A 26,804-nucleotide genomic window follows, 5' to 3' on the forward strand; every position below is an offset into this window, starting at 1 on the left:
TCTTGAGAACGTCGGGACTGGAGTCAGTACTCTATCGGAGCACGATCAATCGCTTTGTGCTCCTCAAATGCGCAGGTTTAAATTTCAAACATTATTCAATGTGCTGGTCCAGTAGTATATCCGACATCAGCTTTGCGCTGCGGGAGGACGAGAAATGGTGCTGGATTTTTCTTCGTCCTTTTTGGCCCAGTGAAGCCCTCAATTGAGGGGAAATCATCACGTGATGCATCATTTGCGCGAGAGCATCTGGTTCGTTGGGTGGGACTAGCAATCCATCCTCTCCGTTGTCGATTAACTCTGCCACTCCGCCTGCATCGGTCCCAAGTGTCGGCAGGCCGCAGGACATAGCTTCCATGTAAACGACGCCCAACGGTTCATGTTTGCTGGCAAGAACGAATCCATCGCTGGACTGCATGAGCTCTAAAACTTTCGTCTGAGGTACGGATCCTAGTAGAGTTATTTTGCTTTCTATGTTTTTCGCTTTGATTTCTTGCTCTAGGACTTTTCGATACCCGTTGCCCCCTAGCTCGTCTTCGCCCGCAATTATCAGTCGGAACCTCAGATCCGGGTAATCCTGTTCAAGCTGTTTGACGGCCGGCAATAGTGTATCAAAACCTTTCACCTTGTTCAGCCGGGCGCAGCAAAACCAGGTGAAACCATCAAAATTGTCTGACTGGACAATTTGGGCAGGTACAAAATGATTGGTATCAACACCCATGGGGGCGATGTGGATTTTATCTGCCAAATCCGGCATCCGGTCTAATGCTTCTTGGTACAGCAGGTCGGTTATGACAAATACAAACGCTGCGTGCCGCCACTTATAATCCTGGTAGGCGCCGTAGTCGGAAAAAGGGCCATGTAAAACAAGACTGTAAGGCAAACCATAAATTCTATGGCACATCACGCCCAACAACGCAGAATCCGCGCATGAGTGGATATGTAAATGATCAATTCCAAGTGCTTTGCATTGCCTTCCCAACTTTGTGGCCATAGCCAAAAGCGCCCAAGCCTTTGGCTTATGCAAGACTTGCCAACTGTCTTTATGACCGAGAAATTTTGGGACCCGTCGGAGAAAGTCAAACAGGGCAAATGCGCAGTCTTTGAGGCTGAAAGGATAGAGGTAATGTGGATCAGCATCTTTCAGCCATTCATGGGTGACTGGCTGTGCGGGCAGCCGGGTGCTGATAATTTCAGCGTTTAGATTGTGGTCTTTGCGAATGATCTGGATTTCTCGCCAGAAGAAGGAATGCGTTTGCCCGGGAAATTCCGGAATAAGAAAACCTATTTTGCGAGGGATACAGTTTGCCATAGGTGCTTCCAGAGTTATCCGATGGTTTGAGTTTGATACTAGGGTGGCGCTATGAACAGTTGTAGTTACGCCGCTCTTTAGCTCTTTTATTTGCTGTGAAGGAACCGTGCGCGGAGTGCACCAAAGGTTAAATGAGGCAGGATCAGGATACAGCGCCCATAACGAAGCATAAGACGGCGGGGATTGTGCAACATGCGCCAGACCCACTCTACCGCCAGTGTTTGCGCCCATTTGGGAGCTCGTTTTTGAGTTCCAGCGATAAAATCCAGCCCCGCCCCAATTGAGACAAACCCGCATTGCGGCGCGATCGTGTTGCCCTTTATAGCGAGTATCTCCTGTTTCGGAGCGCCCAATGCAATGAAGCACAGTTTTGCGCCGGAAGTATTTATAGTTTCCAATATAGAAACGGCATTTGAGCCTTCCGGATCGAATCCAAACGGGGGGGCTATGCGTGCGACAACCTGCAATCCGGTATGTTCCTGTGCCAGTCTCTCGGCAGCTGTATCAAGCGTGTCTTGTGTCGCGCCCAACAGGGCGATAGGGATTTTGTTTTGCGCGGCCAGCGCCGCGAGTGGCTGAATCAGTTCTGATCCTGGGACAAGCTCGATCCTTTTCCCAGCTAGTCGGGAGAGCCAGACAATCGGATTTCCATCCGCAACAACGTGGCTATGAGATTGATACGCCGATGAAAAACTGGCCGAGCTTCGTAATTTTACAATGTGATCTAGGTTGAGTGTGGCCACAGTGAAGCCTCGGTTACTGCTCCAGTGAATCTGGATGCTCTCCAACAGCTTGGCGCGTGTGGGTATGTTCACAAGTGCTAACAGCCCTGCAGTTGAAAGGGGCGCCGGGGCCGCCATAACAGTTTCACTCATTGCGGAACTCATTCACTGAACTGGGAAATCCCTCTTTTTTGATGAATAACAGAATATGAGATGTCCATGATGCTTTGATGTGTCTTCAAACTCTGGCATCACAAACGGGATTTGATTTAATCGAAAGCATTACAGGTGAATAGAAATGTGCATGAGGGATCCGTGAAGTCTTCCTTTGCAAATAAATCAGAAGATTGTCTGACTGTCATTATAGCGGCCCATAATGAAGAGAACTACATCGCTGCCTGCTTGCAAGCGTTGACAAGGCAGACAATTTCATCTGGCCATTTAGCGGTTGTTGTGGCGGCGAATGCCTGTTCGGATAGAACAGTTCAGATTGTGGAAACATTCAGAAGCGCCTTCAAGGCAAAAGGTTGGCAGCTGCATGTTCTGGATATCCCTGAAGCTGGCAAGCTGAATGCATTTAACAATGCGGATCAGATCATTGCGGGTGGAGCACGTCTTTATCTGGATGCAGATGTGCTGTGTGATCCCGAGTTGCTGGAACAGCTCCGAGCGGCTTTGGATGCGCCCGGACCACGTTATGCGACAGGAACCTTGCAAGTCACTCGTGCGCGAACTTGGGTCACACGACGCTATGCTGATATGTGGGTGCGTTTGCCGTTTGTGCAAGGCGGTACAGTCGGCGCTGGCTGTTTTGCGGTGAATTCTACCGGCCGGGCCCGCTGGGGGGCATTCCCGAACATCATTTCTGACGATACATTTGTACGGCTACACTTTTCGCCAGAAGAACGTCATGAAGTACCTGCAGCCTATCATTGGCCAATGGTCGAAGGGTTCCGGAACCTGGTACGCGTTCGTCGCCGACAGGATGCTGGCGTTGCCGAAGTGCGCCGCTGCTATCCAGTTCTTGAGAAAAATGAAGGGAAATTCAGCCTTTCAACGAGAGATTTGATCCGGTTGTTCTTCGAAGTTCCTGCCGGTTTTTTAGTCTATATGCTGGTGCATGTAACCGTCAGGCTTCGAGCCGGTGGAACGGAGTGGACCCGAGGCCGGTAGAGGATGTATGAAACGACGAGTTTGTTTCGCCAGTAGTTTGCCACAAAGGGATTCTAAGAAAGATTCGATTAATTCCGTTCAAAGGTAATGGTGCTGCTCAATGAGCATAGTTTCTATAATCGGCTGTGGGTTTGTCGCCGATCTCTACATGAAATCTTTTGAAAGCTTTCCAGAAAGCCGGGTTTGTGTCGTCTATGACCAGGACACCGCTAGAGCCGAAGCTTTTGGGGCATATTGGTCTGTTCCGGTCGCCCAGTCTTGGGGCGAATTCGTTCAGATGCAGGCCCCTGGTAGTCTGGTTTTGAATCTGACCAACCCCTCCGCGCATTACGACGTTACCCGCCGGGCACTGGACTCTGGATTTCATGTATATTCGGAAAAGCCGTTGGCGACGCAGATGTCACATGCGCAAGAACTGTACGATCTGGCTCGCGCGCGCGGTCTGATGTTGGCTTCGGCACCATGTAGCGTTCTGGGAGAGGCCGCACAGGTTGTTATGCAGTCGGTTCGGGATGGGGTGGTTGGTACCCCCCGGTTGGTTTACGCCGAACTGGATGATGGGTTCATTCCGCAGGCCCCACATCAGGATTGGCAGAGTGTATCGGGAGCCCCCTGGCCCTTTGAGGATGAGATGCAGGTCGGGTGTACACTGGAACATGCCGGGTACTATCTGACATGGCTTATAGCGATATTTGGATCGGTCGAGCGGGTGGTCGCGGCATCCGCGAAAATTCTACCCGACCTGCTGCCGGAAGAATCCGCGCCGGATATGTCCGTTGCGGTTCTGTTTTTTGAGAGCGGAATGGTTGCGCGTCTGACATGTTCGATTGTTGCGCCGCATGACCATTCACTTAAGGTCGTGGGGGACAATGGAGTACTTAAGATAAACCGGGCATGGGATAACGGGGCGCCTGTCCGCTTTCACCGCCGGGTGCGCATCCGGCGTCGTCTGCTTGAGAACCCGATTGGGAAACGCCAGCATCTGAAAACAACGCCGCCCCCCAAAGTGAGGCGTACAGGCGCGGCTTCGATGAATTTTGCTCTGGGCCCGATGGAGATGCTCAATGCGCTGGAAAAGCAGCGCCCAAACCGACTGACACCGGAATTCGCCTTGCACCTGAATGAAGTCACATTAGCCATTCACAATGCGGGTCAGGAAAACGGTGTACAGATTATGCAAACCCACTGCCAACCGATGGAGTTGCTGCCATGGGCGGGATGAAGATCCTTGTCACTGGTGCTGGCGGGTTTGTCGGGCGCCACACGGTCGCTACCCTGCGAGAGCGGGGACATCATGTTTTGGCTTTGGTCAGACAGCGCAGCGCCGCGTTTTTGGATTGGCCTGACGATCCGGGCATCCAGATTATAGTGTCTGATCTGATCTCGCCTGCCGAAGAATTGCAAATGGCATGCACCGATTGTGATGCAGTTGTTCATTGTGCGGCGCTTATGTCTGGCAGTGACGAGGATCATGCCGCCTCTACACTGCCAATGACCGAACAAATCGGACGAATGATGCCCAAAGGGGCTCATCTGGTGTTGGTCAGCTCGTTGTCCGTTTATGATGTATCTGCTGTGCCGTCATTCGCAGTGCTGGATGAGGCCACGCCGCTGGAGCAGGACGGTATCGGCCGGGATGCCTATTGCCGAGCCAAGCTGGCTCAGGAAAGTATAGCCCGCAAACTTGCGGCAGACCGCGGCCTTGTTCTGTCGATTTTGCGACCGGGGGTGATTTTCGGCCCTGGGCGACTCTGTAACAGTCATCTGGGATTGGGATTTGGCCCTTTTCTTTTGCGCATCGGACGACAGGGGCAGCTTCCTCTCAGTTTTGTCGAGCATACGGCACAGGCCATTGCTCTTGCTGTAGAGCAGCGTGAGGGGTGCGGCGTGGTGAATGTCATTGACGACGACCTACCCGACCGACGCGTTTTCGTGAAAGCCTTACAAAAAACAGGATGGCCACGCTTCATTCTCCCATTACGCTATAGCCTGTTCTCAAGGATTGCCGCTATTGGTGAGCTGTTGCCGCGATCGCCCGGACTGTGCCGGCGCAAAACACTGGCCGCGCGCTTGCAGCCGCAAAGATATTCCAATGCCATGCTACACAACAGGTTGGGCTGGACAGCGCGCTATAGTTTTGAGCAGGCCATGAACCGATCTATCGAAAAGGATCATGTGTGACATTCTCCGGTCCTATCGCTTATCTTACTGGGGAATACCCGCGCGCGACTGACACGTTCATTCAGCGAGAAGTGGCGTCCTTACGTGACCAAGGCGTGACGGTTCTGACCTGTTCCATACGCAAAACAGGTCAAGAGCATCTTGTCGGCGAGGAACAGCGGGCCGAAGCTGCGGAAACTTTCTATGTTATACAGGCCGCTCGTAACCTGGGATATCTGACGGGATGTCATCTGCGGGCGTTGACCCGGGACCCCAGACGATACTTTTCCGCCCTGAGGTTTGCAGTTCGTACCAGCGCCCCAGGCGCCAGAGCATTCTTGTATCAATTGTTCTATTTCTTTGAAGCGGTTGTTCTGGCTGATCATTTGCGCCGAAACGGAGTCCGCCATCTGCACAATCACATTGCAAAAGCCAGCTGCACCGTAGCGATGTTGACCAGCCGTGTCTCGGGTATCCCGTTCAGTTTCACACTGCACGGCCCGGATATCTTTTTCGAGCCAGAACGCTGGCGCTTGGATGCCAAGATATCCGAGGCGAAGTTTGTTGCATGCATCAGTCATTTTTGCAGATCACAGGCTATGGCATTCTCGCACAAAGATGATTGGGACAAGCTTCACATTGTTCATTGCGGGGTCGATCCGGTCCGATATCAAGGCCGGGATGTCACGCGCCAGGGGAACCAGCTTCTTTTTGTTGGACGACTGGCTGGTGTTAAGGGGGTTCCGCTGCTGTTGGAGACAATGCGGAATCTTGGGCAAGAGTTTCCGAACCTACGCCTTGTTTTGGTTGGGGATGGGCCAGAGCGCGCTGTTCTTGAGCAGCAGGCTAAGGAGATGGGTGTGTCCGATGCGATTATGTTTGCCGGGTACAAATCGCAAAGTGAAGTGGCGACCATCCTTATGGAAAGTGATGCCCTTGTTTTGCCCAGCTTCGCTGAGGGCGTCCCGGTCGTGTTGATGGAGGCCATGGCGGCCAATCTACCAGTTGTTTCTACTCGTGTTGCAGGCATACCCGAACTTGTCGAAGACAAAGTCAGTGGGTTTTTGGTCCCCCCGGGGGATGTCACGGCCCTCTGTGCCGGCTTGCGTCAGGTCTTGTCTGACCGCGATTTACGCATCCGGATGGGGGCCGAAGGCTACAAGAAAGTCACTGCGGAATTTGACGTAGAGCAAGAAGCTGCCTGGCTTCTGCGCATCATCTCCACTTACTACAATACGAGCAAAAGGCCGGGATTGCGTCCGGAAGCAGAATAATGGCTTTGAATTTTTTGTACCCCAAGATGCGACAGATTATCGACCCAGTAACAGATTGCAGGCCTGAGGGGCCTGGTACAGCGAAAACGTGGTGCTGAGGATATGCAGGCTGAGACATTGATATCTGCTGTTGTCATTGGTCGCAATGAAGGCGCAAGGCTGGTACGCTGTCTTGATGTGTTAGCAGAGCAGAATGTGCCCGTAGCATATGTAGATTCAGGATCCACGGATGACAGTGTCGCTGAGGCTCGGGCACGTGGGGCGATTGTGACAGAGCTGGACTTGTCCCGGCCCTTCACGGCGGCGCGCGCGCGTAATGCCGGGTTTGAAGCGCTTGAAGCGCGTGGTGTTGAAACAAGGTATGTTCAGTTTATCGATGGGGACTGCGCGCTTGTTCCCGGATGGCTGGACGCCGGAGTGCAGGCGCTGAGTGCAGACAGCACTTTAGGGATTGTGACTGGGTGGCGCGCTGAAATTCATCGCAATCGAAGCGTTTACAATGCTTTGTGTGACTTCGAATGGCATCGCCCTGCTGGAGATATCCTGACCTGTGGTGGCGATATGATGGTGCGTCGCTGCGCTTGGGAGCAGGTCGGAGGGTTCAATCCGAATGTCATTGCAGCCGAGGACGACGAATTCTGTGTCCGCATTCGCGCGGCAGGGTGGAAGATAAGGCGCTTACCCTGCCCGATGACTCAACATGATGCTGCCATGACCCGGTTTTCGGAATGGTGGCAGCGCGCCATACGCAGCGGGCACGGCTTTGCACAGGTTGGGGCGTTGCATCCTCAATACTTCCGACGGGAACGCCAGAGGGTGTGGGTCTATGGATTGATACTGCCTCTGCTTGCTTTGGCCGGGCTTGGTATTTCTTGGCTGCTGCTTGTTTTCGTGATCGGGCTGTACGCTTTGTCTTATTGGCGCACGATCAGAGGGTTGAGCAGCGCGGGCTTGCCCCGACACGAGGCATGGCATCACGCCGTTTATTTATCGTTGTCTAAGGTACCAAACATGATTGGTATGGCTGTCTATTACTGGCGTCGGGCCTTTGATCGCGACATGAGCATAATTGAGTACAAATAATTGGAACGAGTAGTGCAATGGTAGGGCATGTTGTCAGAACCGGGATCGTTGGCGCCGGGAATATCGCCTCAAGGCATGTAGATGCAATCCGCGCCACCAAGGGGGTTGCCTTATCCGCGATCTGTGATGTGTCAGCCTCGGCCGCGCAGGCCCTGGCAGGGGCGACGGGAGCTCAGGCTTTTACCAGTCTGGATGAGTTGATCGCATCGGGGGCATGCGATGCTATTCATATTCTGACGCCACCGCCCTTGCACCGGAAACTAGCAGTGCAGGCTTTCCAGGCCGGGCTGCATTGCTACATCGAAAAGCCTGTTGCCCTGTCCTCAGTGGAAACACGGGATATCACCGAAGCCGCCGACAAAGCGGATCGCGTTCTGGGGGTTGGGCATAACTTCATGGGAAGCCCGAAATATCAAAGGCTTCAGGACCTGTGCAAGACAGGTCAACTGGGACGGATTGCCGAAGCTGATATCCGTTGGAATTTGCCACTGGCACCGCTACGGTCTGGACCGTTTGGCCTTTGGCTTCTCCGATCCCGAGAAAATTTGCTGCTGGAACTCGGTCCACACCTGTTTGGTTTCGCGAATGATCTCTTTGGGGTGCCTGATATCGAACACGTCTCGTTGGGCAAGCCTATTGAAATACCCGGGGCTGGCGGGGTCCGTCCACAGAGTTGGCGGATCATGGCGCGGGCTGGACATGTCGATCTGAATCTTTCCCTGTCGCTTGTTGAAACAACTGAGGACCGGTCCGTTACGGTTCGCGGCTCCAGCGGCATGGCACAGTTCGACTACGCGAACGATACGTTGGTCAGGTGCTCTGAAAACAGTTCGGATGTTATCGTGAATGGTTTGCGGAGGCAGGGAGGCTTGTCTTGGCAGCACCTGAGAGAGGGGGCCACAAACGCATCGCGTCAGCTGTTCTCACTTAATCGCAAATCTCCCTATGACATCAGCTTTCAAGGTGCCCTGGGTGCATTCTATGATGCTATACGGTCCGGTACTTCGATCGATCGCAGGTTCTCGGGCGCAAGCGCTGTTTCGGTCATGCAGGCGATAGATGATGTACTGGCCATGCTGCCCCCTGACAAGCAGGGGGCAGCGCCCAAGCGAGAGCGTGATCCCAAGCCATCGGTGCTGGTTATTGGCGGCACCGGGTTTATCGGTCGTGCTTTGACAAGGGCACTGGTCGAACGAGGGCGGGATGTGCGGGTCCTTAGCAGGGGACGCACGGGACCGTTTGCCGATCTGCCCAAGCAGGTTGAAATCATGTCCGCTTCGTTGACGAACCCCGAAGATCTGGATCGGGCGATGCACGGGATCGACGCTGTCTACCACTTGGGCAAGTCGTTGGATTCGACATGGGAAGATTGCCTGAAAAATGATGTGGGCGTGACAGTTGCCATCGCTGAGGCGGCATTGCGGGCCGGGGTCAAGGCATTTGTCTACACCGGTACGATTGCATCGTATGATATGTCGGACCCGAATACAGTGATCACTGAACAGACCGGTTTTTCTGACGATATGACAGATCGGAACCTCTATGCCCGGTCAAAAGCGGAATCTGAGCGTCGATTGCTGGATATGCAGCACCAGCAAAACCTGCCATTGACGATCGCGCGCCCTGGGATCGTTGTCGGTGAAGGTGGTCCTTTGCAGCATTGGGGGATTGGCCGGTGGCACGGGGCGGGCGCGGTTCGTATCTGGAACCACGGTCGCAATGTGTTGCCCTTTGTGCTGATCGATGATGTTGCCGATGGTTTGGTGCGTATGATCGAAACGGAAGGTGCGATCGGTCAGAATTATAATCTGACAGGCGAGCCAATGTTTTCCGCCCGAGGGTATTTTGATGCGATCAACGAGCATCTAGGCGCACGCATTAGCGTGGATGCGGGCAACCCATATGTGTATTATATGGCTTCAAGCCTGAAATACTTGCTAAAACGACATGTGTTACGCAAGCACAATACGCCTTACACCTCTCTGAAAGATTGGAAATCTAGGGCACATTTTTCCCGTTTCGACAATCAGAAGGCGAAACGGGAATTGGGCTGGCAGCCTGAAATTTCGTCAGAGAAATTTGTCGCGAAAAGTATGGATAGTGTAAGCCTGTTTGGATTCTGATGGCTTGGGGTTTGCAAAGATTTTTCGGTACGGGCCTGAACGCCAGGCTTCTTCGAAGTTCGGCTTGGTCAGCTCTTGGCCATGTTGTTTATCAGGCCGTTCGTTTCGGCTCGAACCTGATACTAACAAGGCTTTTGTTCCCCGAAGCCTTTGGACTGATGGCCTTGATTATGGTTTTTGTCCTTGGCCTGGAGATGTTTTCAGATGTTGGAACGGCAGTTTCCATTCAGCGCAGCAAGAATGGAGACGATCCTGACTTCCTTAACACCGCATGGACACTACAGGTCATTCGTGGGGGTTTGTTATGGATCGCATGCTGTGCAATCTCCTGGCCTGTATCAATTTTCTACAATGAACCTTTCTTGGCCGTAGCGCTGCCGGTATCCGGCTTGACACTTTTGCTGTCTGGGCTCAATCCCACAAAGATACAGACGGCAACCCGGCATTTGGCCGTCGGTCGCTATACAATTCTTGCGCTTTTGACGCAGATTATCAGTCTGGTGTTTTCGATTGTCTTAGCCTGGTGGTTCCGGTCGACATGGGCGCTTGTCGTCAGCGGTGTATTTTCAGCGTTTGTCTATCTTGTTTTAATGACAGTATTCTTGGAGGGGAACAGGAACAGATTCAGGTGGCACAAGGCCGCGCTTGGCGAGCTGGTCACTTTCGGTCGATGGATCCTCCTCAGCACGCTCTGTGGGTTTATTTTAACCCAGGGCGACAAAGCAGTTTTGGGGAAATATCTCACAGCGGATAACCTGGGAATCTACAACATAGGCTTCTTTCTCGCGACCTTCCCAACCGCTCTTGCTGCCGCTGTTACAAACAAGATGCTCATCCCGATGTATCGGGAAAGACCCCCAGCCGCCTCTGCGCAAAACTATGCTAAAATCAGAAAGGCTAGGTTTGCCCTGACAGGGTTTCTTTTCATACTTCAACTGCCTCTTGTATTTGGCGGGGTGGTTATTGTGGAAATGCTGTATGATTCCCGCTTCTGGCTGGCTGGACCAATTGTTGTGGTGATGGCCTGTCTGAATATTCCAAACATAATCACTATAACTTACAGTCCCGCCGCGCTTGCAGCTGGGGATTCGCAAAGGCATTTTACATTTCAGTTTGTAAGAGCCACGCTCTATATCGCATTTTTTCTGTTTGGCGTGAGCACCTTGGGGCTTGTTGGGGCATTTCTGGGACAGCTGGCGACCCATGTAGCAACGTATCCGGTTCTTGTTTGGCTGGCCCGCAAACATTCCGCCTGGGATGGGGCGCATGACATGATATGGTTTGGCGCTGGTCTTTGCCTGTCTGGGGCGGCGCTTTGGATAAATCGAGGCGCGTTATCGGAACTGAGTCTGTTATGAGACTATTTTGATAAAAGAAACGGACTCCAACCTTATGTCACAATATATGCGCGACAAAAAAATTTCCGTAGCTATCGCTACATACAATGGAGAGCGTTACATCGGCGCGCTCATCGAATCCATATTGTCGCAAACACGACCACCCGATGAAATCATTTGTTCGGATGATGCATCATCCGACGATACCGTCTTGATACTAAAGGAGTTTGCACAAACGTCGACCATTCCAATACACATTATAGAGCGAGAGCGTAACGTGGGGATCGTGCAGAATTTTCTGTGCGGTTTTAGGAGTTGCACCGGGGATTACATAGCTTACTGCGATCAGGACGATGTTTGGCTTGAGGATAGGTTGCTACAATTTCAAAATGGAATTTTAGATGACACGATGCATCTGATTTGCAGCCCCAGTTACATCTGTGATGCCAACTTGCAGGAAATTGCCCCGATTTACTATGATGTCAAACGAGACAAATGCCTGATATCGCCTGCTGTTTTCAATGCAGTACATGCCTGGGGGCACCAGATGCTTTTTTCCCGAAAGGCTTTGTCTGACCTTCTCTTGATGTATCAGAAATCAGGCTTTGAGTTTTCAGAGTTTGGTAGTTGCTTTGATTTTACAATCCCTTTCTCAGCTAGCCTTTCTGGTGATTTGCTGTTCCAAAAGAAACCACAACTCAAGTTCAGACGCCATTCAGCGTCAACTTCTGAAGCCGGGCACGACTTGGTAGAACTACGTGGTGGAGTGCGCGCCAAAGCAGTTGAAAGAATGAAACAGGCAGAGGTTCACTCTCTAATTCTGCAACAGGCATTAGAGACAATCGACTGGATGGTGGAGAACGGTCACGAGATAAGCCCACATGTCAGGGAAGCTTATCAACAAGAATTAGACTACATGAATTGCCGGCTGAATATATTTAAAAAGAGGAGCATTCCAGCGCGGCTTTTGGGGATGCTCAACAAAGACTATATTGGTTCCCTACGCCGCAATGGTAGTGGGCGATCGAATCTCAGAGAAGCGGCTGTAGACGCTATTGCGGTGATAGCCCTGTGAGCGATCGAACCAACCTAAAAATCCGGCCTCTCTTAATTGCAGAAGAGGCCAATCCAGAATGGGTCAGCGTCCCGCTTGTCGGGTGGTCGCTTGCCCGTGCTATTGCTCAAAGAACCAATGCACATATTGTTACACAGATTAGAAATCGCGATGCCTTTCTGAGGGCTGGACTGATTGAAGGTGAAGATTTTACAGCCATTGATAGTGAGCAATGGGCCGCAAAGGCTGACAAGATCGGAACAGCGCTGCGCATGGGGCGAGGCAAAGGCTGGACAACAGTCATGGCACTAGGAGCCTTGGCATATCCGTTCTTTGAAAAACTGGTGTTCGAGAAATTTGGCGCCGATATAGAGCAGGGAAAGTTTGATCTCGTTCATCGGATCACGCCTCTCAGTCCAACTGTAGTCAGCCCGCTTGCTACTAAATGTGAACATGTGGATACGCCATTCATGATAGGCCCGATCAACGGTGGCATCCCTTGGCCAGCCGGTTTTGAGACCGAACGCTGGAGAGAGCGGGAATGGCTATCTTATATTCGCAAAATATATAGGTTTGCCCCAGGTCGACGGCGCTCTTTGAACGCGACGCGCGCCATTATTTGCGGCTCGCGGCACACACAAAGTGAAATCCCCCACAACCAACAACACAAATGCACTTACATCCCTGAAAACGCGATAGACCCTGCCCGCTTTTCGCTTGGCCCAAAGCCAGATATCGGACACCCGATCCGCGCCTGCTTTATCGGCCGCTTGGTTCCGTACAAAGGGCCGGACATGTTATTGGAAGCAATTTCCGGTTTTCTATCATCTGGACAGGTCACACTCGACATTATCGGTGATGGTCCGATGCGCGCGGACCTCGAAAAACTCGCGGATCACCTTGGTATTGCAGACCGTGTCACTTTCCATGGGTTTGTTGCACATGAACAGGTGCAGACCATCGCACGTGACTGCGATCTGTTTACCTTTCCAAGTGTCCGAGAATTTGGTGGAGGCGTTGTTCTTGAGGCAATGTCATTGGGTGTGGTTCCAATTGTGGTCGGCTATGGTGGGCCTGGAGAACTTGTTACACAGGAAACCGGATTCATTGTTCCAATTGGATCCCGGGACAGTATTGTTGCCAACTTGCGTAAAATCGTAGAGAAGGCCATCGCTAATCCTGAAGATCTTGTTCAAAGGAAGCAGGCGGCGCGAAGGCGCGTTTTTGACTTGTACACTTGGGATAAAAAGGCCGAACAGGTGCTTCAAGTGTATGAGTGGGTATTGGGGCAGAGAGGAGAGCGGCCCACTCCGTTTGAATAGTCTGCCATAAGAGGCACCTTAATAAGCGGCCCGAGACGTGTTAGAGATTTGTTTCCAATTGATATGCAAAGCGATCAAAAATGTACTTTTATCTCGGCGTGATACACTGATGTGTTCTGCAGTAAATATTAATTGCGCCTGACACGTCTGAAATAAATATTCATGCGCTCCGTGCGACGAAGAAGTGAATGCATGTACGTCTTCCCGTGTCCTATGATGGGGCATAGGTTAGTACCGTCTTCGACAAAGATGGGGTGAAGTATTTGGGTGTATAAGACCCGATGTGAGTTTCGCATACTGTGTGCGGGAAAGTGTTGTGTGATAAGGTGTATCAGTTGGGTAAAGTTGCAACCGGGAATATCGTTGCGCCCGTCAGCCAGCCTCGGATTGGCACAGTGACGAAGCGCTCCGGGCAAAGCGGGCAAACTACATTGAGTATCGACCCTGGCCATAAACCAGAAAACCATCAAGCTGCCGCGCGCGGTAGCTCGTCGTTGGATATCTACAATGAACATTTTGGACTGACCGAGCGCCCGTTTTCGTTGTTACCGGACCCTGAATTTCTGTTCTGGTCTGAAAACCATCAGCGCGCTTATACCATGCTGGAATATGGCATTTTGACTCGCGCTCCGATTACGTTGATCACTGGAGATGTCGGTGCAGGTAAAACGACGCTTTTGCATCATCTTCTGAATTCGGTAGAGCATGATGTAAAAATTGGCTTGATAGCCAATGCACATGGTGATCGTGGCGAACTACTGCGTTGGGTCTTGATGGCCCTGGATCAACCCGCCCCTCCCAACGCGACTTATGTCGATCTATTTGCAGCTTTTCAGAGCTATCTGATCAAGGTCTACGCTGAAGGTCGCCGGGTCATCCTGATCTTTGATGAAGCTCAAAACCTAAACTCGGAATCTCTGGAAGAGCTGCGGATGTTTACGAACATCAACTCAAATAAAGATGAACTTTTGCAACTTGTTCTTGTTGGGCAACCAGAGCTTCGAGACATCATTAACCGTGTCGAATTAAGACAATTCGCCCAACGCGTCGCATCCAGTTTTCATCTTAATGCAATGGATGCGCGTACAGTGCGTAAATATGTCGGACATCGGTTGAAGGTCGCCGGTGCTATGAAAAACCTTTTCAGTCCGGCCGCGACCCAGTTGGTTTATGAGATGACTGGTGGTGTCCCGCGCCTCGTTAACCAGCTATGTGATCTCGCAATGGTTTACGCATTCACACGAGGACAAAAGAGAGTTGATGTGAAGACGATTCAGCGCGTTTTGGATGATGGGGCATTTTTTGCAGCCAGCTTGCACGACCGGAAGGACGACCTTGAGTCATGATGGACGAAATCCGCTTTTATTGGTCGCTCTTTCTTCGACGACTGCCCTATCTTTCAATCATAGTTTTAGTCTGTACGATTGCCGGGGTGTTTGTAGCGGTCACCTTACCCCCGGTTTACAGGGCACAAACACGACTTGTGGTCGAATCCCCACAAATTCCCGGCGAATTGGCATCGTCAACCGTTCAGGCCAGCGTCGTCGAAATACTCGAAGTTATCCAACAGCGCATTATGACCCAGGACAATCTTCTGGAGCTATCAAAACGCTTTGATTTGCATGCGGACAAACCAGGCCTGTCGTCCGAGGAAATCGTTGAAGATATGCGGGAGCGCATCCGCATTGAGCTGCCATTTTTCAGTGTGGGCAATCGGGCTTCTTTTGTACCGATATCGTTTGACGCCTCAACGGGTGAGAAGTCGGCACTGGTTGTTGACGAGCTAGCGGAGCAAATTCTACGAGAAAACATGGCTATGCGAACTTCGGCGACGGGGCAAACGCTGGCGTTTTTTGTTCAAGAGGTGGCCCGGCTGGATGACGAATTGGGCGTGCAGGGGGCAAAAATACTTGAGTTCAAAGAGGCACATAAAGATGCCCTGCCCGATAGCTTGGATTATCGCCGCAGCCGGCAATCCTCATTGCAAGAGCGTGTTCTGCAACTTGAGCGTGAACTATCAGGCTTGCGTGACAGGCGCTCTCGCCTGGTTGAGATATATGAACGAACAGGTCGACCGGATATCCTTGGTGAGAGTCTAACTCCAGAGCAGCGTCAACTTAGGCAGCTCCAAGACCAGCTTGCTTCTGCATTGGTAATCTATTCTCCGGAGAATCCTCGGATCAAATCCCTACAAGCTCAGATCGCAGCGCTGGAGGCTGCGAATATCCAGCTTGGTTTAGGGACCGAAACTGCTCCGAACATCACAGCTTTTGAATTGCAGCTATCGGACATAGATGGGCAAATCGAGTTCATTGAAGGAGAGAGAGACACCATTCTTTCAGAGTTGGACGCTCTCAAGATATCCATTGATGCAACACCAACCAATGCTATAGCGCTAGGCACATTGGAACGCGACTACGAGAATTTACGGTTACAATATACCCAAGCCACTGCGAGCCTCGCAGATGCACGTACTGGAGATCAGATTGAAGCACAGTCACGTGGGCAAAGAATATCGGTGGCCGAACAAGCCATTGTGCCAACAAGCCCAGCAGAACCAAAGCGCAAACTCATTGTCGCCGCAGGGTTGGCCGGTGGCTTGGGGTTGGCTGGCGGGATATTTCTGCTCATGGAACTGCTGAACAGCACAATTCGGCGGCCTTCGGATGTGGCATCACAGCTGGGTCTACAGGTGTTCGGCGCAGTCCCCTACATGGAGACACCGAAGCAAGCCGCTCTACGACGTAGCAAAGTAGCACTATTGTTTGTTGTTATGGGGGTTATTGCGTGCGGTAGCCTTTATTTGATCCACCTGCATTATATGCCATTTAATCTGATAGCCGATGGTTTGGTGGAAAAGTTAGGATTTGGAGAGATCCTTGGCCGCTTTGAAGCTGGGTAAAAGAGAGTACTGATATGGAGCGTATTCAGTCAGCCATTCAGAAAGCCCGCAAAGCCAGAGAACAGAGTTCTCCCGAGCAGCAGGATTTCGTTTCCGAAAAAGCTACGGCACTTGCAACCGGAGTACCGCAAGCCACTCCGGCTCGGGAGACCGAAGGGAGCAAGCATTTCTGGAGAGAGCTACCAAAACTACACCTACAGCCCAAAACCCTGCGCAACGCCCAGATTGTTACGGATCAAGCGGGAGGAGCTACTGCGCCTTTTGATGCATTGCGAACACGTATGTTGCACCAAATGCGCGCCAACAAATGGAGCCGCATCGCGATCACTTCACCAGGCAGTGCCTGCGGAAAAACAACCCTTTGCATGAATCTGGCCTTTGCATTAGCGCGCCAGCGCGACCTCAGGACATTGGTGGTGGATCTGGATATGCGCAAGCCCTCCATTGCCCAAGCACTAGGGCTTGCTCAGCAACTGAACTTTCCCGATGCGCTCAGAGGCAATAGCGCGCCGGAAGAACATATGGTGTGCTACGATGAGAAGCTAATTTTTGCTGTAACGCGCCAGCCAGCGGAAAGCCCTGCCGAGCTTTTACAAGAAAAAGGCGCCGCGCATGTCATCGACGATCTAGAAGCGCGCTATATGCCGAATGTCATATTGTTTGATACGCCACCAATGCTTGCATGCGATGATACATTCGCTTTCCTCGATCAGATTGATGGGGTGTTGCTGGTGGCAGCCGCCGAGAACACCACGTTGGAAGAGCTTGAAAAATGCAAGCAGGAGATTGAGACGCGCAGTAACCTGATGGGGGTTGTTCTTAACAAATGTAGGTATCTTAATCGAGAGGATAGCTACGGTTACTAATCCTTGCAGAAGTCGCGCGTTATACGATTGGCAAGGTCAATAAACCTTACTGTGGAGTTCAGAGTGTTTATCTTACAGATCATCAAACGAGTGGTTTTCCTTGGCGCTTTCCTAAGCTTTGTGCCGGCCTTATCGGTGCAGGCACAACAGCAGAAAATCTATGTTTTCGGAAACAGCCTCTTTCATCATCTGAGCGACAGCGATACCACCACGGTTCCGCATTGGCTGGCCTTATTGGCCAGCCAACAAGGCCAGCGCTTTACTCTGGACGGTGAATGGGGATTCCTCCGAAATTTTGCATCCAATCCCGAACCCATTCCAAACTGGTCTTTCAAGGCTGTTAGATCGGGTTGGGACAGTGAGCAGACCCGGTTTTCCAGATCCGGTATCAATAAGATCATCATTGTTCCGGCCAATTTCATCCAATGGCAGTCCCCAGATGCACTTTATGTGGACGACGGAGAAAAGACATCCCCGGTAGAGGCAACCGGAAAGCTCATGGGGCTGGTTGCAAAGGCGCGCCCCACTGCCAAATTCTATATTTATGAAGGATGGGCGGAACTTGCCGGGTTCGGCAACGGCTTCCCTCCCGGACCAAGCGGTATGGAAGAGTACTACTCATACAATGCCGGCGCATACCATGACTGGTACGTTGATTATATCGACGGTTTACCAAAAGAGCATACTGTCGAACTTATCCCGGTGGCGACAGTCCTTTCACAATTGCTGACAAGCACGCCACTGGATCAGCTAACTCCTCAAGATCTCTACCTAGATGACGCCCCGCATGGCACGCCTACACTGTATTTCCTTGCGGCAATGATCACCTACGCGGCTATTTTCGACAGTCCGCTGCCATCAGAGTTTGTCGCTCCTCAATCGGTGCATCCTGTTGTCGCAAAAGCATATTCTGAAATCGCCAATACAATACCAGACTTACTTGCCGAATACGGTTTGTAGCCAGAAACAGATGGGAATACCACCTTAGCCGATAAGTCGAAAGGTGGTGTTTCCTTGGGTCAATTTTGATCAAAAAATGGAAATAGACGCCTTATCAATGCCACAACGTCTGCAAATAGCCTATCTATGCGATAGATCGCCCTTGGACAAAAATGTCTATTCAGGTGGTAACGCTCAGATATTCAAAGCATTGGAAACGCATGTAGGTGAAGTTCACATCTTGAACAACGACTGGGGATTGGCGAAGCCGATTTATCGTTTGATCGAGGCTTTACCCGAAGCCCTAAACATCCGTTTGAAATGGCGTGTACATGTGCTGCTTTCGCGCATTATTGCAATCGGCATAAACAGACAGCTCAGGCAGAAAAAATATGACCTGTTATTTGGGGCGTATTCGTTTCATTCACTAGCAAATGTAGTCAGTTCATCCGATGTATTTAGAGTTTATACATCAGACGCCACGATGACGACGTATAGAGAGTCCGAGATTGGGCAAGCTTTTGGCAGCTATTTTGGACTGTCCCGCTATCTGGACCCCTTATTTTATAGGGCTGAAAGGAAAGTCTTTAATTCAATGGATCTTCTACTTTGGCCTTCACAGTGGATGAAGTCTATCGCTGATGCTCGTTATGGTCTGGCTCCTCCTCAATCTGTCATGGTACCTTGGGGCGCGAATACCACGCCAACCAGATATGAAAGTGATGTATCTGAGTTTTCGTCAACTGGGCCTGTCAAGTTGCTATTGATTGGCCGGGACTGGAAAGCGAAAGGCGGGCAACTTGCTTTTGAAACAATGATGGCTTTGCGCGCCAGAGGCATTGATGCCAGACTGGAAGTCATTGGCACAACGCCGCCAGAAGAGCACATAAATGAACACGTCAAGTTATATGGGCATCTCAACAAAAATGACCCCGAGCAATTCAAGCAGTTTGAGAAGACTTTGCAGCAAGCGCATTTTTTGCTTCAACCGTCATTTGAAAGCTACGGCTTCGCCTTCTGCGAGGCGTCTGCCTATGCTCTACCATCACTTTGTTTGCGCGTGGGAGGCGTACCTGTACGAGATGGCGTTAACGGACATGCCTTAGCTGAAGGATCCGATTCCGAGGACTTTTCAGACGTTATCCTAACATATGTTAACGACCCGGCCTCATACCGGGAATTGCGCAAATCAACCAGACGAGAGTATGAAGAGAGGCTAAATTGGGACGCATGGGGAAAACAGATTGCCTCGATAATCGCAGCTCGTGGCGTAACGAAAAAGGGTTTTGATGGGGTGATCTAGCCGAAAATGTGAAGGAAAACAGTCGAGTGCTACAACAGAAAAATTGATGGTAAAGCAAATCAGCGCATACGTAGCATGAGAGCAACTCTATCCACAAGCGTATGATATGAAGAGAGCAAGCCGGGCACAGTAAAAGCATAAAAGAATGTTTGATGATATTACGCCAAATCTTCTAGCCTATCTCGCACTATTCGGATGGCCGGTCATTGTATTTATTCTTTTTAAGCAATTGCAAATTCAAACCGCTATTATTAGCTCTATTTTGACTGGCTACCTATTGCTCCCAAGTAGGCTCGGGTTGGATATGCCTCTTATTCCTATATTGGACAAAACCACAATCCCAAGCCTAGCCTGCTTCTTTGCATGCTTGTTCTTTGACAAGCGTAGAAAACAATCGGCAAGAAAAGTAGCCATATCAGAGAAGCCAAAAGCGAACCGCGCGAATCTAGTATATAGATCTCTCTTATTTTTTCTATTCATTACCCCGTTTGTGACTGTAGTAACCAACTTTGAACCGATCATTGTTGGTCCGACATATATACCCGGTCAAAGCTTTTATGACGCTATTGGATTGTGTGGACTACTACTATTCACAATACTCCCCTTGTTACTTGCTGATAAATATTTAGCAACACCGGAAAGTCATATTGCTCTCTTAAAAGCACTATGCATTGCGGCCCTTTTATATTCCGCATTAGTCTTGCTGGAAGTTCGTTTAAGCCCGCAGTTAAACAGATGGGTTTATGGGTATTTCCCACATAGCTTTCAACAACACATTCGAAATGGGGGGTATAGGCCAATTGTATTCCTTCTGCACGGATTGTGGGTCGGAATATTTCTATGTAAAGCAACCATCGCTTCAGCTGTTCTATGGAAGGAATATGGGAAATCAAAAAATGGCATACTGTATTTCTACGCAACCACTTACCTTCTTATAATTCTTTTTCTATCCAAGAACTTTGGCGCCTTTATTATTGCAGTATTTACGGTATTTTTCATTTCTTTTTTTGGAGTAAAAAGAGCTTTAATAATACCAGCTTTGGCTTCAATTCTATTGGTAAGCTATCCACTACTGCGCCATCACGATATTGTTCCTACCCGGTTTTTCGTAGAGACCGCGGCCAAGATTAATGAGGAACGCTCACGCTCACTTGAATATCGTGTCGATATGGAGGACTCCCTTTTAGAAAGAGCCATGGAAAAACCTGTGGCTGGGTGGGGACTGTGGAGCCGTGGCGCAGTATATGATCCGCAAACAGGTCAGAACCTGTCAGTTTCTGATGGTATTTGGATAATAACGATCAGCGCCTTTGGCTGGATGGGATACCTTTCCCTGTTTGGCTTACTCGCGTTTCCGATTTTGACTCTGTACGCTCGGCGCAAAAAGACTCCGCTACCGATTGCCACGGTCGGTTTGTCGCTCGTTTTGGCAGCAAATCTCATCGATTCCATTCCAAATGCTGCTTTGAGTCCTGTCATGTACCTAATCTCTGGCGCTCTCATCGGATACTGCAGAAAAAACCTGTACAATAACCCTTCTCAAGAGAAAGTGTTGCCAGAGAAGATACAGCCAAAACCGAGAACGCCAATAACACGGACACGTCGAAGTTAGAGAATGCAGAGTTAAGAGTTTCTATTTTCTCCCAGCCTGCTGAGTGCTTCATCAGATCCAAGCTCTACGCACAGTAGGCTTTTGAAAATCGTACATTTTTGGAGCAATCTGTTAAAGTATTGAGGGCAAAAGCTAATATAAGTCAGAGTTTCCCATGTCGCAGTTTCCTCCGCCCTCGTCAGAAGTCGCTGTCGCTAAGAAATCAGGAAAGCTGATGGTTACGAAGGTGCAGAGACGGTTTTGTTTTCCCCTCCACCCCATCATAGTTTACGCCGTGATGTATTTCGCTAGAAGTTGTCTCTCAATCTCCAAAGAGGCCGCATGAAAGAGCTCACCGAGAAAATTTGGGATGTGATTGTCATAGGGACGGGCATCGGTGGCGGAACGATCGGACGAGCTTTGTCGGAGGCGGGCTTGTCAGTACTTTTTCTCGAAAAAGGCCGAAAGGGTTCAGGGGCCGAACAACAATCCTTTTCCTACGCGCTTTCCGATCCAGCAGCTCGAGAGGTGCGCGGTTATTGGCCAAAGCCTTTTCAAGCCGTCGTAGACAACACATCAGTCGAGTTTTTTGGTCCGTTAGGGTCTGGCGTTGGAGGCTCATCAAATTTCTATGCCGCAGCTTTTGAACAGCCTGAAAGACACGATCTAGACGACGTTGATGAAATACCACACCCGACGGGTGGATGGCCGGTGTGTTTCGACGACTTTAAGCCGTATTTTGACAAGACGCGGTCGCTCTACAGTGTGTTCGGTCAGCAAAATCCGTTGGCATCTGAACCTGTCAACTTGCGTCCTACACCGCAGGATACTGACGTCGAGCGGGAAATCATAACCTCTTTGCAAGAGGCCGGATTGCATCCATACCGGAGCCACACTGCAGTAAAGGCAATTTCAGACTGCAAGAATTGCTTCGGCTCAAAATGCCCCTATAATTGCAAACAAGACGGGCGCTCTGCAGGGGTGGAACCCGCCCTGTCAACAGGTCGCGCGGCTCTTCTGGACAATTGCGATGTAACCAGAATAAGAGGCACCCGCAGCAGCGTTTCGGAACTTGAGACCCGAAGGTACGGAGAGGTGCTGACCTTCAGGGCACACCGTTACATCCTGTCCGCAGGGGCGCTAAGATCCCCCCATGTGCTTTTGCAGTCAGCTTCAGAATACTGGCCAAACGGATGCGCCAACGAAAATGACCTCGTCGGACGAAATCTGATGTTCCACCTCAATGAGGTATTCGCTCTCTGGCTGCCAAGCCACACGCAAGCAACAACCAAGACCATAACAGTGCGGGATTTTTATACTTTTGATGCCGAGCATTATGGGCTTGTACAAGCACTTGGAACCACCGCATCTTATGGTGAGATCGTTCATGCCCTCAATCAGATGTATGACCGTTCTTTCTTACGCTTTGTTCCTGTCTTGCGTCAATTCAATCGAATACCAGCTGCAGTGCTAATAAAAATGCTTGGTAGCGCCCAAATATTTGTGGGTTCACTTGAAGATTATCCATATCCGGAAAATAGAATTCTCAAGGCATCTGACCCAGATGTTGTGAGGTTCCAATATAATTTTTCACCAGAGCTTCTGGCGCGGCGGAAAAGATTTAGGAAGAAGATATCTAAGAAAATGAAGGGTTTGCACACTCTCTTCTTAAACCCACGGCCCGAGTTAAACTATGGGCACCCTACAGGCACTCTCTGTTTCGGAAATGACCCAAGAAAAAGTGTTCTTAACAAGAACTGCCAAGTACATAATATCAAGAACCTCTATGTGATTGATGCGTCCTTCATGCCAACATCCACCGGCGTGAATCCCAGTCTGTTGATCGCCTCAAACGCCTTGCGTGTTGCCGACAGCATTCTAAAAAGCTTTGGCGAGAAAACACATGGCTGATTTGAAGGAAGGGGTTGCAGTTGTAACCGGAGCCGGTTCCGGCCTGGGTCAAGCATTAGCGTTGCGACTATGTCAAAGCGGTATCCGCGTCGCTGGTCTTGGCCGACGGATTGAAACCCTTGAGCAAACACGGCACTTAGCCGGGTCACGCATGTTTTATCCGTATCATGCTGATATCACAGATAATAAAAGAGTATGCGAGGTTGTGTCCGACATCAACGCAACTCTGGGTACAATCACCGTTCTCGTAAACAATGCTGCGGTTAATCCCCAAAGAGATTTTCTGGATGAGACAGCAGATAGCTTTGCAGAAACGGTATCTATAAATTTAGGCGGTACTGTTACAGTAACCCGCGCTGTTCTTGAGAGCATGGTGCAAACAGGGTTTGGCCGTATCCTCAATGTGTCGAGTTTTGCTGGAGATGCACCACAGCCAACACGTAGCGCCTACAGTGTTTCAAAAGGAGCACAACGTATCTTCAGCGAAGCATTAATCGCTGATCTCAGTGACCGCTACCCCGATATTATCATCAGTACATGGATGCCCGGCATACTTGCAACTGATATGGGTGCTCCCACCGGGATTTCCCCTGACGACGCGGCCATCTGGGGAACACATCTCGCCTTGACCCACGATAGAAGTCTCATGGGAACAATATTTGAGCGAAACCAAGAAATATTACCGCCGCGGTCCCTTCGACAAAGTCTAAAAGACCTACTACTCTTCAAAAGACCTAGGCCGCGCGTCATAGCGCCTGAAACATCCACCTAATACCCGTGGGTGCTTGAAGAACTCCTCCTGTGAGCTCGGAACAGCCTAGTTCATTGGCCTGCTCGACTACCAAAAGCTTTAGCGTTCTGTGATCATACCGCATCAAGCGGAACTTGATACGGTATGGAAGGCATGCCACGTACAGAGGGGTTTGCTATAAATCCCAGGTTTCTTCTACCGTAACCGTGACTGTCGCTTGTGAAACGGTTCCCTGATCATCCGAAATCCAATAGTCGAAACTGTCTGTTCCCAGAAATTCGGAATCCGGAGTGTAAAGGACCGTGTCGTCGTCCTGAATGAGCACAGTACCGTTGCTGGGGGTGCCCAGTTCGATCAGGTCCATAGGAACATCAAACGGGTTGTCATCATTTGCAAGAACATCAATTAATACCGCCTGATCTGTAATAGTGGTCGCGGTGTCATCATTTGCTGTTAGCTGTTCAGGGTCGGACCCTTCAGCATCATACGCCATGCTCTCCTCTGAGGCCACAGCATCCGAGAATGTCCCTTCTGCCCGCACTTCCCACCACGCAGGATTCTGCGCGTTAAACTCGACAAGGGCATCCCAACGAGATGTTTCATCATCGAGGTGGCGGAGCGCGCCCCAGCTGCCCCATTGCGAGGGGCCCGAAACAGCAACGAAAGCATTGAACATCGTTCCGCCCGCATCTCTCCATCCCTCAAGCAGTTCCATGTAGAGCATGCCCATTTCGTCGGAGTAGTTAAGGTGTTGGAAAAACTCGCTCAGAACTTGATCATTCACCCACTCGAATCCGCTGACAACATGCGTGCCACCTTCGTACATTACCATGGTCATTCCATGGGCTTCAGCGACTTGCGCGTGATAAGCGAACTCTCCGAACAATTCCTGAAGTGACCCATAGGGATCGCCCGTTATCGAGCCATCACGAAGCTCCTGAACCACCAGTTCCATTGCATAGTTATACTGGTTCTCTAGAAGATAGGCAGAGCGCTCGGCGCCGGTCAGACCAAGCGCATCAGCATCCGCCGTTGCACGGCTGATTGACTCGACAACCCACTCCCTGACGGTTGCTGCTTTCTCATTGCCCAATGAACCACCAAAATAACCCGTTACTGCATAAGCATCAAAATAGGTATGAGGTGCCCGATCTTGATCAGCATCGCTTGCAAGCCATTGAGCCGCATTCAGGATCGGTTCTTCCAGGCCAGGCCATCCGGTTTGCGTCGCAATCACTTTAACAAGACGTCCGTCTGCATCTGCCCCATAAACCTGGTCCAAGACCTCTGCCATTTCCACAGATCTCAACGCATAGTACTGTAGCCACGCATCTTGCTGCCCTGGCCAAAGCTCTTGCCCCATTTCATTCGCCCATTGAGTCTGTTCGAACATCCAGTTCCAGACCTCATTCGAATATTCGAAATGTGCCTTCAATTGCGGATCAAGATTGTCACGAACATATGTGGCAAAGTTTGCTACATATTCGGGCGTTGCAAGATGAGGGATATTAAACCATGGATCGGTGCCGGTCAGATTGGCCAGTTCCACCATAACTTCGACCGGAACACCCCCGGCCCCTCCGGTCCAGCTGAAACTGTCTACCTCTGGTCTGTCCGCCCATTCCGACTGAGTGGAATTGTTGGTATTCATCCAGTCCATGAAGCGCAGGGACCGCATATCCTCAATCAACTCCACAAAGTCAGGGTTGAAAATTTCCCCAGCTTCGAACGCTGAAATATTGTCCTCGTGAACGACCGAAATATTCCGGATGTGGTTACCATCCGAACCGGTCCGCAAGATATCTATACCAACAGTTTCAAACTCGCCCGGAATATATTCAAACCAGATTTCGCCGTTTCCATATTCGATATTACGCGCACCGTTAATGGCGATTTCGCCTTCGCCATCGTAAGTTAGCCGGTAGCGCCCAGCCAGTGATGTCGCCTCAGCCGGCTGGACCGACAAAATATGTGTTCCGATCCGGTCGACACCGCTTGGGATTTCCATAGGCCAACCATTCTCATCCAAAACACCGGCATCCAAAAGCTCTTGATATTCGACCCCTCCCCACCGATCTGGCTCATGCCCTATCCATTCTCGAGCCGTTTTAAATACATCAATGAAAGGGTTCTCGGTTGACCAATCGATAATCCCTGTCAATCCGACTCCGATCGACGGGTCGGAAATAGAACCAGTGCTGCCCGCGAGACCACCGGTGTCGCCACCATCAGTATTATCACCGGCGTCGCCTGACCCTGTGTCGCCACCATCAGTATTATCACCGGCATCGCCTGACCCTGTGTCGGCACCATCAGTATTATCACCGGCATCGCCTGACCCTGTGTCGGCACCATCAGTATTATCACCGGCGTCGCCTGATCCTGTGTCTCCGCCACCCCCGGTCTCACCCGAGTTGGCACTCCCACCAGCATCGTTATGACTAAACGCCTCACCTTCGATGACCTGACGCTGGTCACTGCTGTCCGGACCGGACCATTCCAACTGTAAGGACGCATCTCCATCCCGCTCGAAATAGCGAATTTCAATATCATGCGATCCGGAATCCAACTCCAGCGTAACGCGCTGTTCGACATCGCCGTGCAGACCGTCATTGTCGATCACCGGCTCGCCGTTGAGATAAAGTGCGGAACCATCATCCGAGGTCAGGAAGAATGTATAGAGGCCCGCCGTGGCAACATTCAGATTGCCGGTATAGCGCGCGGCAAAATTATCTGTAGCCCCCCCTCTCCAGAAACTACCTTCAGCGTATCGTGTCGCCAATCTGTCAACGCTTTCTGTTGCGGAAGGTTGCGCATCAAAATCAATATCTGAAAGCCGCGAGACGCCATGGGACAAACTAAAGTATTGAGCCATCAGTCCACTTGTCCAGGCATCACCCGACCCGCTGTCCCCGGTCCCCGTGTCACCGCCGGTATCACCCGACCCGCTGTCCCCGGTCCCCGTGTCACCGCCGGTATCACCC

The 26,804-nt window shown here is 50.8% G+C and carries 20 protein-coding genes; 17 read left to right on the forward strand and 3 right to left on the reverse strand.

Annotated elements, in window-relative coordinates; genetic code table 11:
* Nucleotides 1–91: 91 nt before the first annotated feature.
* Both epsE and ACRZ95_RS21365 read right to left on the reverse strand, forming a co-directional pair.
* A complete protein-coding gene (gene epsE / locus ACRZ95_RS21360; protein WP_170681496.1) occupies nt 92–1,309 on the reverse strand; it encodes an exopolysaccharide biosynthesis GT4 family glycosyltransferase EpsE in 1,218 nt (405 codons plus the stop codon).
* Nucleotides 1,310–1,395: 86 nt separating this feature from the next.
* Nucleotides 1,396–2,184, reverse strand: coding sequence for a WecB/TagA/CpsF family glycosyltransferase (locus ACRZ95_RS21365; protein WP_480555545.1), 789 nt, complete (start codon nt 2,182–2,184; stop codon nt 1,396–1,398).
* A 162-nt stretch (nt 2,185–2,346) separates the two neighbouring features.
* Between ACRZ95_RS21365 and ACRZ95_RS21370 the strand changes: the two genes are divergently transcribed.
* The 17 genes from ACRZ95_RS21370 to ACRZ95_RS21450 all read left to right on the forward strand — a co-directional run bounded on the left by ACRZ95_RS21370 (nt 2,347) and on the right by ACRZ95_RS21450 (nt 23,841).
* Nucleotides 2,347–3,204, forward strand: coding sequence for a glycosyltransferase family 2 protein (locus tag ACRZ95_RS21370; protein ID WP_480555548.1), 858 nt, complete (start codon nt 2,347–2,349; stop codon nt 3,202–3,204).
* Nucleotides 3,205–3,304: 100 nt separating this feature from the next.
* Nucleotides 3,305–4,426, forward strand: a complete 1,122-nt coding sequence (locus tag ACRZ95_RS21375) for a Gfo/Idh/MocA family protein (protein ID WP_170681494.1) — start codon at nt 3,305–3,307, stop codon at nt 4,424–4,426.
* The gene (locus ACRZ95_RS21380) at nt 4,414–5,385 is read left to right on the forward strand and encodes an NAD-dependent epimerase/dehydratase family protein (RefSeq protein ID WP_170667799.1); all 972 of its coding nucleotides are present in this window, start codon (nt 4,414–4,416) and stop codon (nt 5,383–5,385) included. The genes ACRZ95_RS21375 and ACRZ95_RS21380 overlap by 13 nt, the downstream gene beginning before the upstream one ends.
* Nucleotides 5,382–6,638 carry a glycosyltransferase family 4 protein gene (locus tag ACRZ95_RS21385; RefSeq protein WP_170667800.1) on the forward strand — a complete coding sequence of 419 codons (1,257 nt, stop codon included), beginning with the start codon at nt 5,382–5,384 and terminating at the stop codon, nt 6,636–6,638. Before ACRZ95_RS21380 ends, ACRZ95_RS21385 begins: the two co-directional genes overlap by 4 nt.
* A gap of 102 nt (nt 6,639–6,740) precedes the next feature.
* On the forward strand, nt 6,741–7,721 hold the full coding sequence (locus ACRZ95_RS21390; RefSeq protein WP_170667801.1) for a glycosyltransferase: 981 nt from the start codon (nt 6,741–6,743) through the stop codon (nt 7,719–7,721).
* Nucleotides 7,722–7,738: 17 nt separating this feature from the next.
* Nucleotides 7,739–9,844 carry an NAD-dependent epimerase/dehydratase family protein gene (locus ACRZ95_RS21395; RefSeq protein ID WP_170681493.1) on the forward strand — a complete coding sequence of 702 codons (2,106 nt, stop codon included), beginning with the start codon at nt 7,739–7,741 and terminating at the stop codon, nt 9,842–9,844.
* Nucleotides 9,844–11,202 carry an oligosaccharide flippase family protein gene (locus tag ACRZ95_RS21400; protein ID WP_170681491.1) on the forward strand — a complete coding sequence of 453 codons (1,359 nt, stop codon included), beginning with the start codon at nt 9,844–9,846 and terminating at the stop codon, nt 11,200–11,202. The genes ACRZ95_RS21395 and ACRZ95_RS21400 overlap by 1 nt, the downstream gene beginning before the upstream one ends.
* A gap of 7 nt (nt 11,203–11,209) precedes the next feature.
* Nucleotides 11,210–12,256, forward strand: coding sequence for a glycosyltransferase (locus tag ACRZ95_RS21405; RefSeq protein WP_170681489.1), 1,047 nt, complete (start codon nt 11,210–11,212; stop codon nt 12,254–12,256).
* Nucleotides 12,253–13,557, forward strand: coding sequence for a glycosyltransferase family 4 protein (locus ACRZ95_RS21410; RefSeq protein WP_170681487.1), 1,305 nt, complete (start codon nt 12,253–12,255; stop codon nt 13,555–13,557). The genes ACRZ95_RS21405 and ACRZ95_RS21410 overlap by 4 nt, the downstream gene beginning before the upstream one ends.
* Nucleotides 13,558–13,892: 335 nt before the next feature.
* A complete protein-coding gene (locus tag ACRZ95_RS21415) occupies nt 13,893–14,903 on the forward strand; it encodes an ExeA family protein (RefSeq protein ID WP_480555553.1) in 1,011 nt (336 codons plus the stop codon).
* Nucleotides 14,900–16,459, forward strand: a complete 1,560-nt coding sequence (locus tag ACRZ95_RS21420; protein ID WP_170681485.1) for a GumC domain-containing protein — start codon at nt 14,900–14,902, stop codon at nt 16,457–16,459. Before ACRZ95_RS21415 ends, ACRZ95_RS21420 begins: the two co-directional genes overlap by 4 nt.
* Before the next feature lie 14 nt (nt 16,460–16,473).
* Nucleotides 16,474–17,325 (forward strand): CpsD/CapB family tyrosine-protein kinase, encoded by an 852-nt coding sequence (locus ACRZ95_RS21425; RefSeq protein WP_170681483.1) that lies wholly within the window; start codon nt 16,474–16,476, stop codon nt 17,323–17,325.
* 63 nt (nt 17,326–17,388) lie between these two features.
* Nucleotides 17,389–18,285: a hypothetical protein gene (locus tag ACRZ95_RS21430; RefSeq protein WP_170644073.1), complete on the forward strand. Its 897-nt coding sequence runs from the start codon at nt 17,389–17,391 to the stop codon at nt 18,283–18,285.
* Nucleotides 18,286–18,361: 76 nt separating this feature from the next.
* Nucleotides 18,362–19,567: a glycosyltransferase family 4 protein gene (locus ACRZ95_RS21435; protein WP_170681481.1), complete on the forward strand. Its 1,206-nt coding sequence runs from the start codon at nt 18,362–18,364 to the stop codon at nt 19,565–19,567.
* Between the two features lie 145 nt (nt 19,568–19,712).
* The gene (locus ACRZ95_RS21440; RefSeq protein ID WP_170681479.1) at nt 19,713–21,179 is read left to right on the forward strand and encodes a hypothetical protein; all 1,467 of its coding nucleotides are present in this window, start codon (nt 19,713–19,715) and stop codon (nt 21,177–21,179) included.
* A 321-nt stretch (nt 21,180–21,500) separates the two neighbouring features.
* Complete coding sequence (locus tag ACRZ95_RS21445) at nt 21,501–23,069, forward strand: GMC family oxidoreductase (RefSeq protein WP_170681477.1); 1,569 nt, start codon at nt 21,501–21,503, stop codon at nt 23,067–23,069.
* Complete coding sequence (locus ACRZ95_RS21450) at nt 23,062–23,841, forward strand: SDR family oxidoreductase (RefSeq protein ID WP_170681476.1); 780 nt, start codon at nt 23,062–23,064, stop codon at nt 23,839–23,841. The genes ACRZ95_RS21445 and ACRZ95_RS21450 overlap by 8 nt, the downstream gene beginning before the upstream one ends.
* Nucleotides 23,842–23,995: 154 nt before the next feature.
* On the opposite strand, the gene ACRZ95_RS21455 is transcribed toward ACRZ95_RS21450, so the two are convergent.
* Nucleotides 23,996–26,695: a PA14 domain-containing protein gene (locus tag ACRZ95_RS21455; RefSeq protein ID WP_480555557.1), complete on the reverse strand. Its 2,700-nt coding sequence runs from the start codon at nt 26,693–26,695 to the stop codon at nt 23,996–23,998.
* Nucleotides 26,696–26,804: the final 109 nt, after the last annotated feature.

It is taken from the genome of Ruegeria sp. AI3 (genome assembly GCF_056541245.1).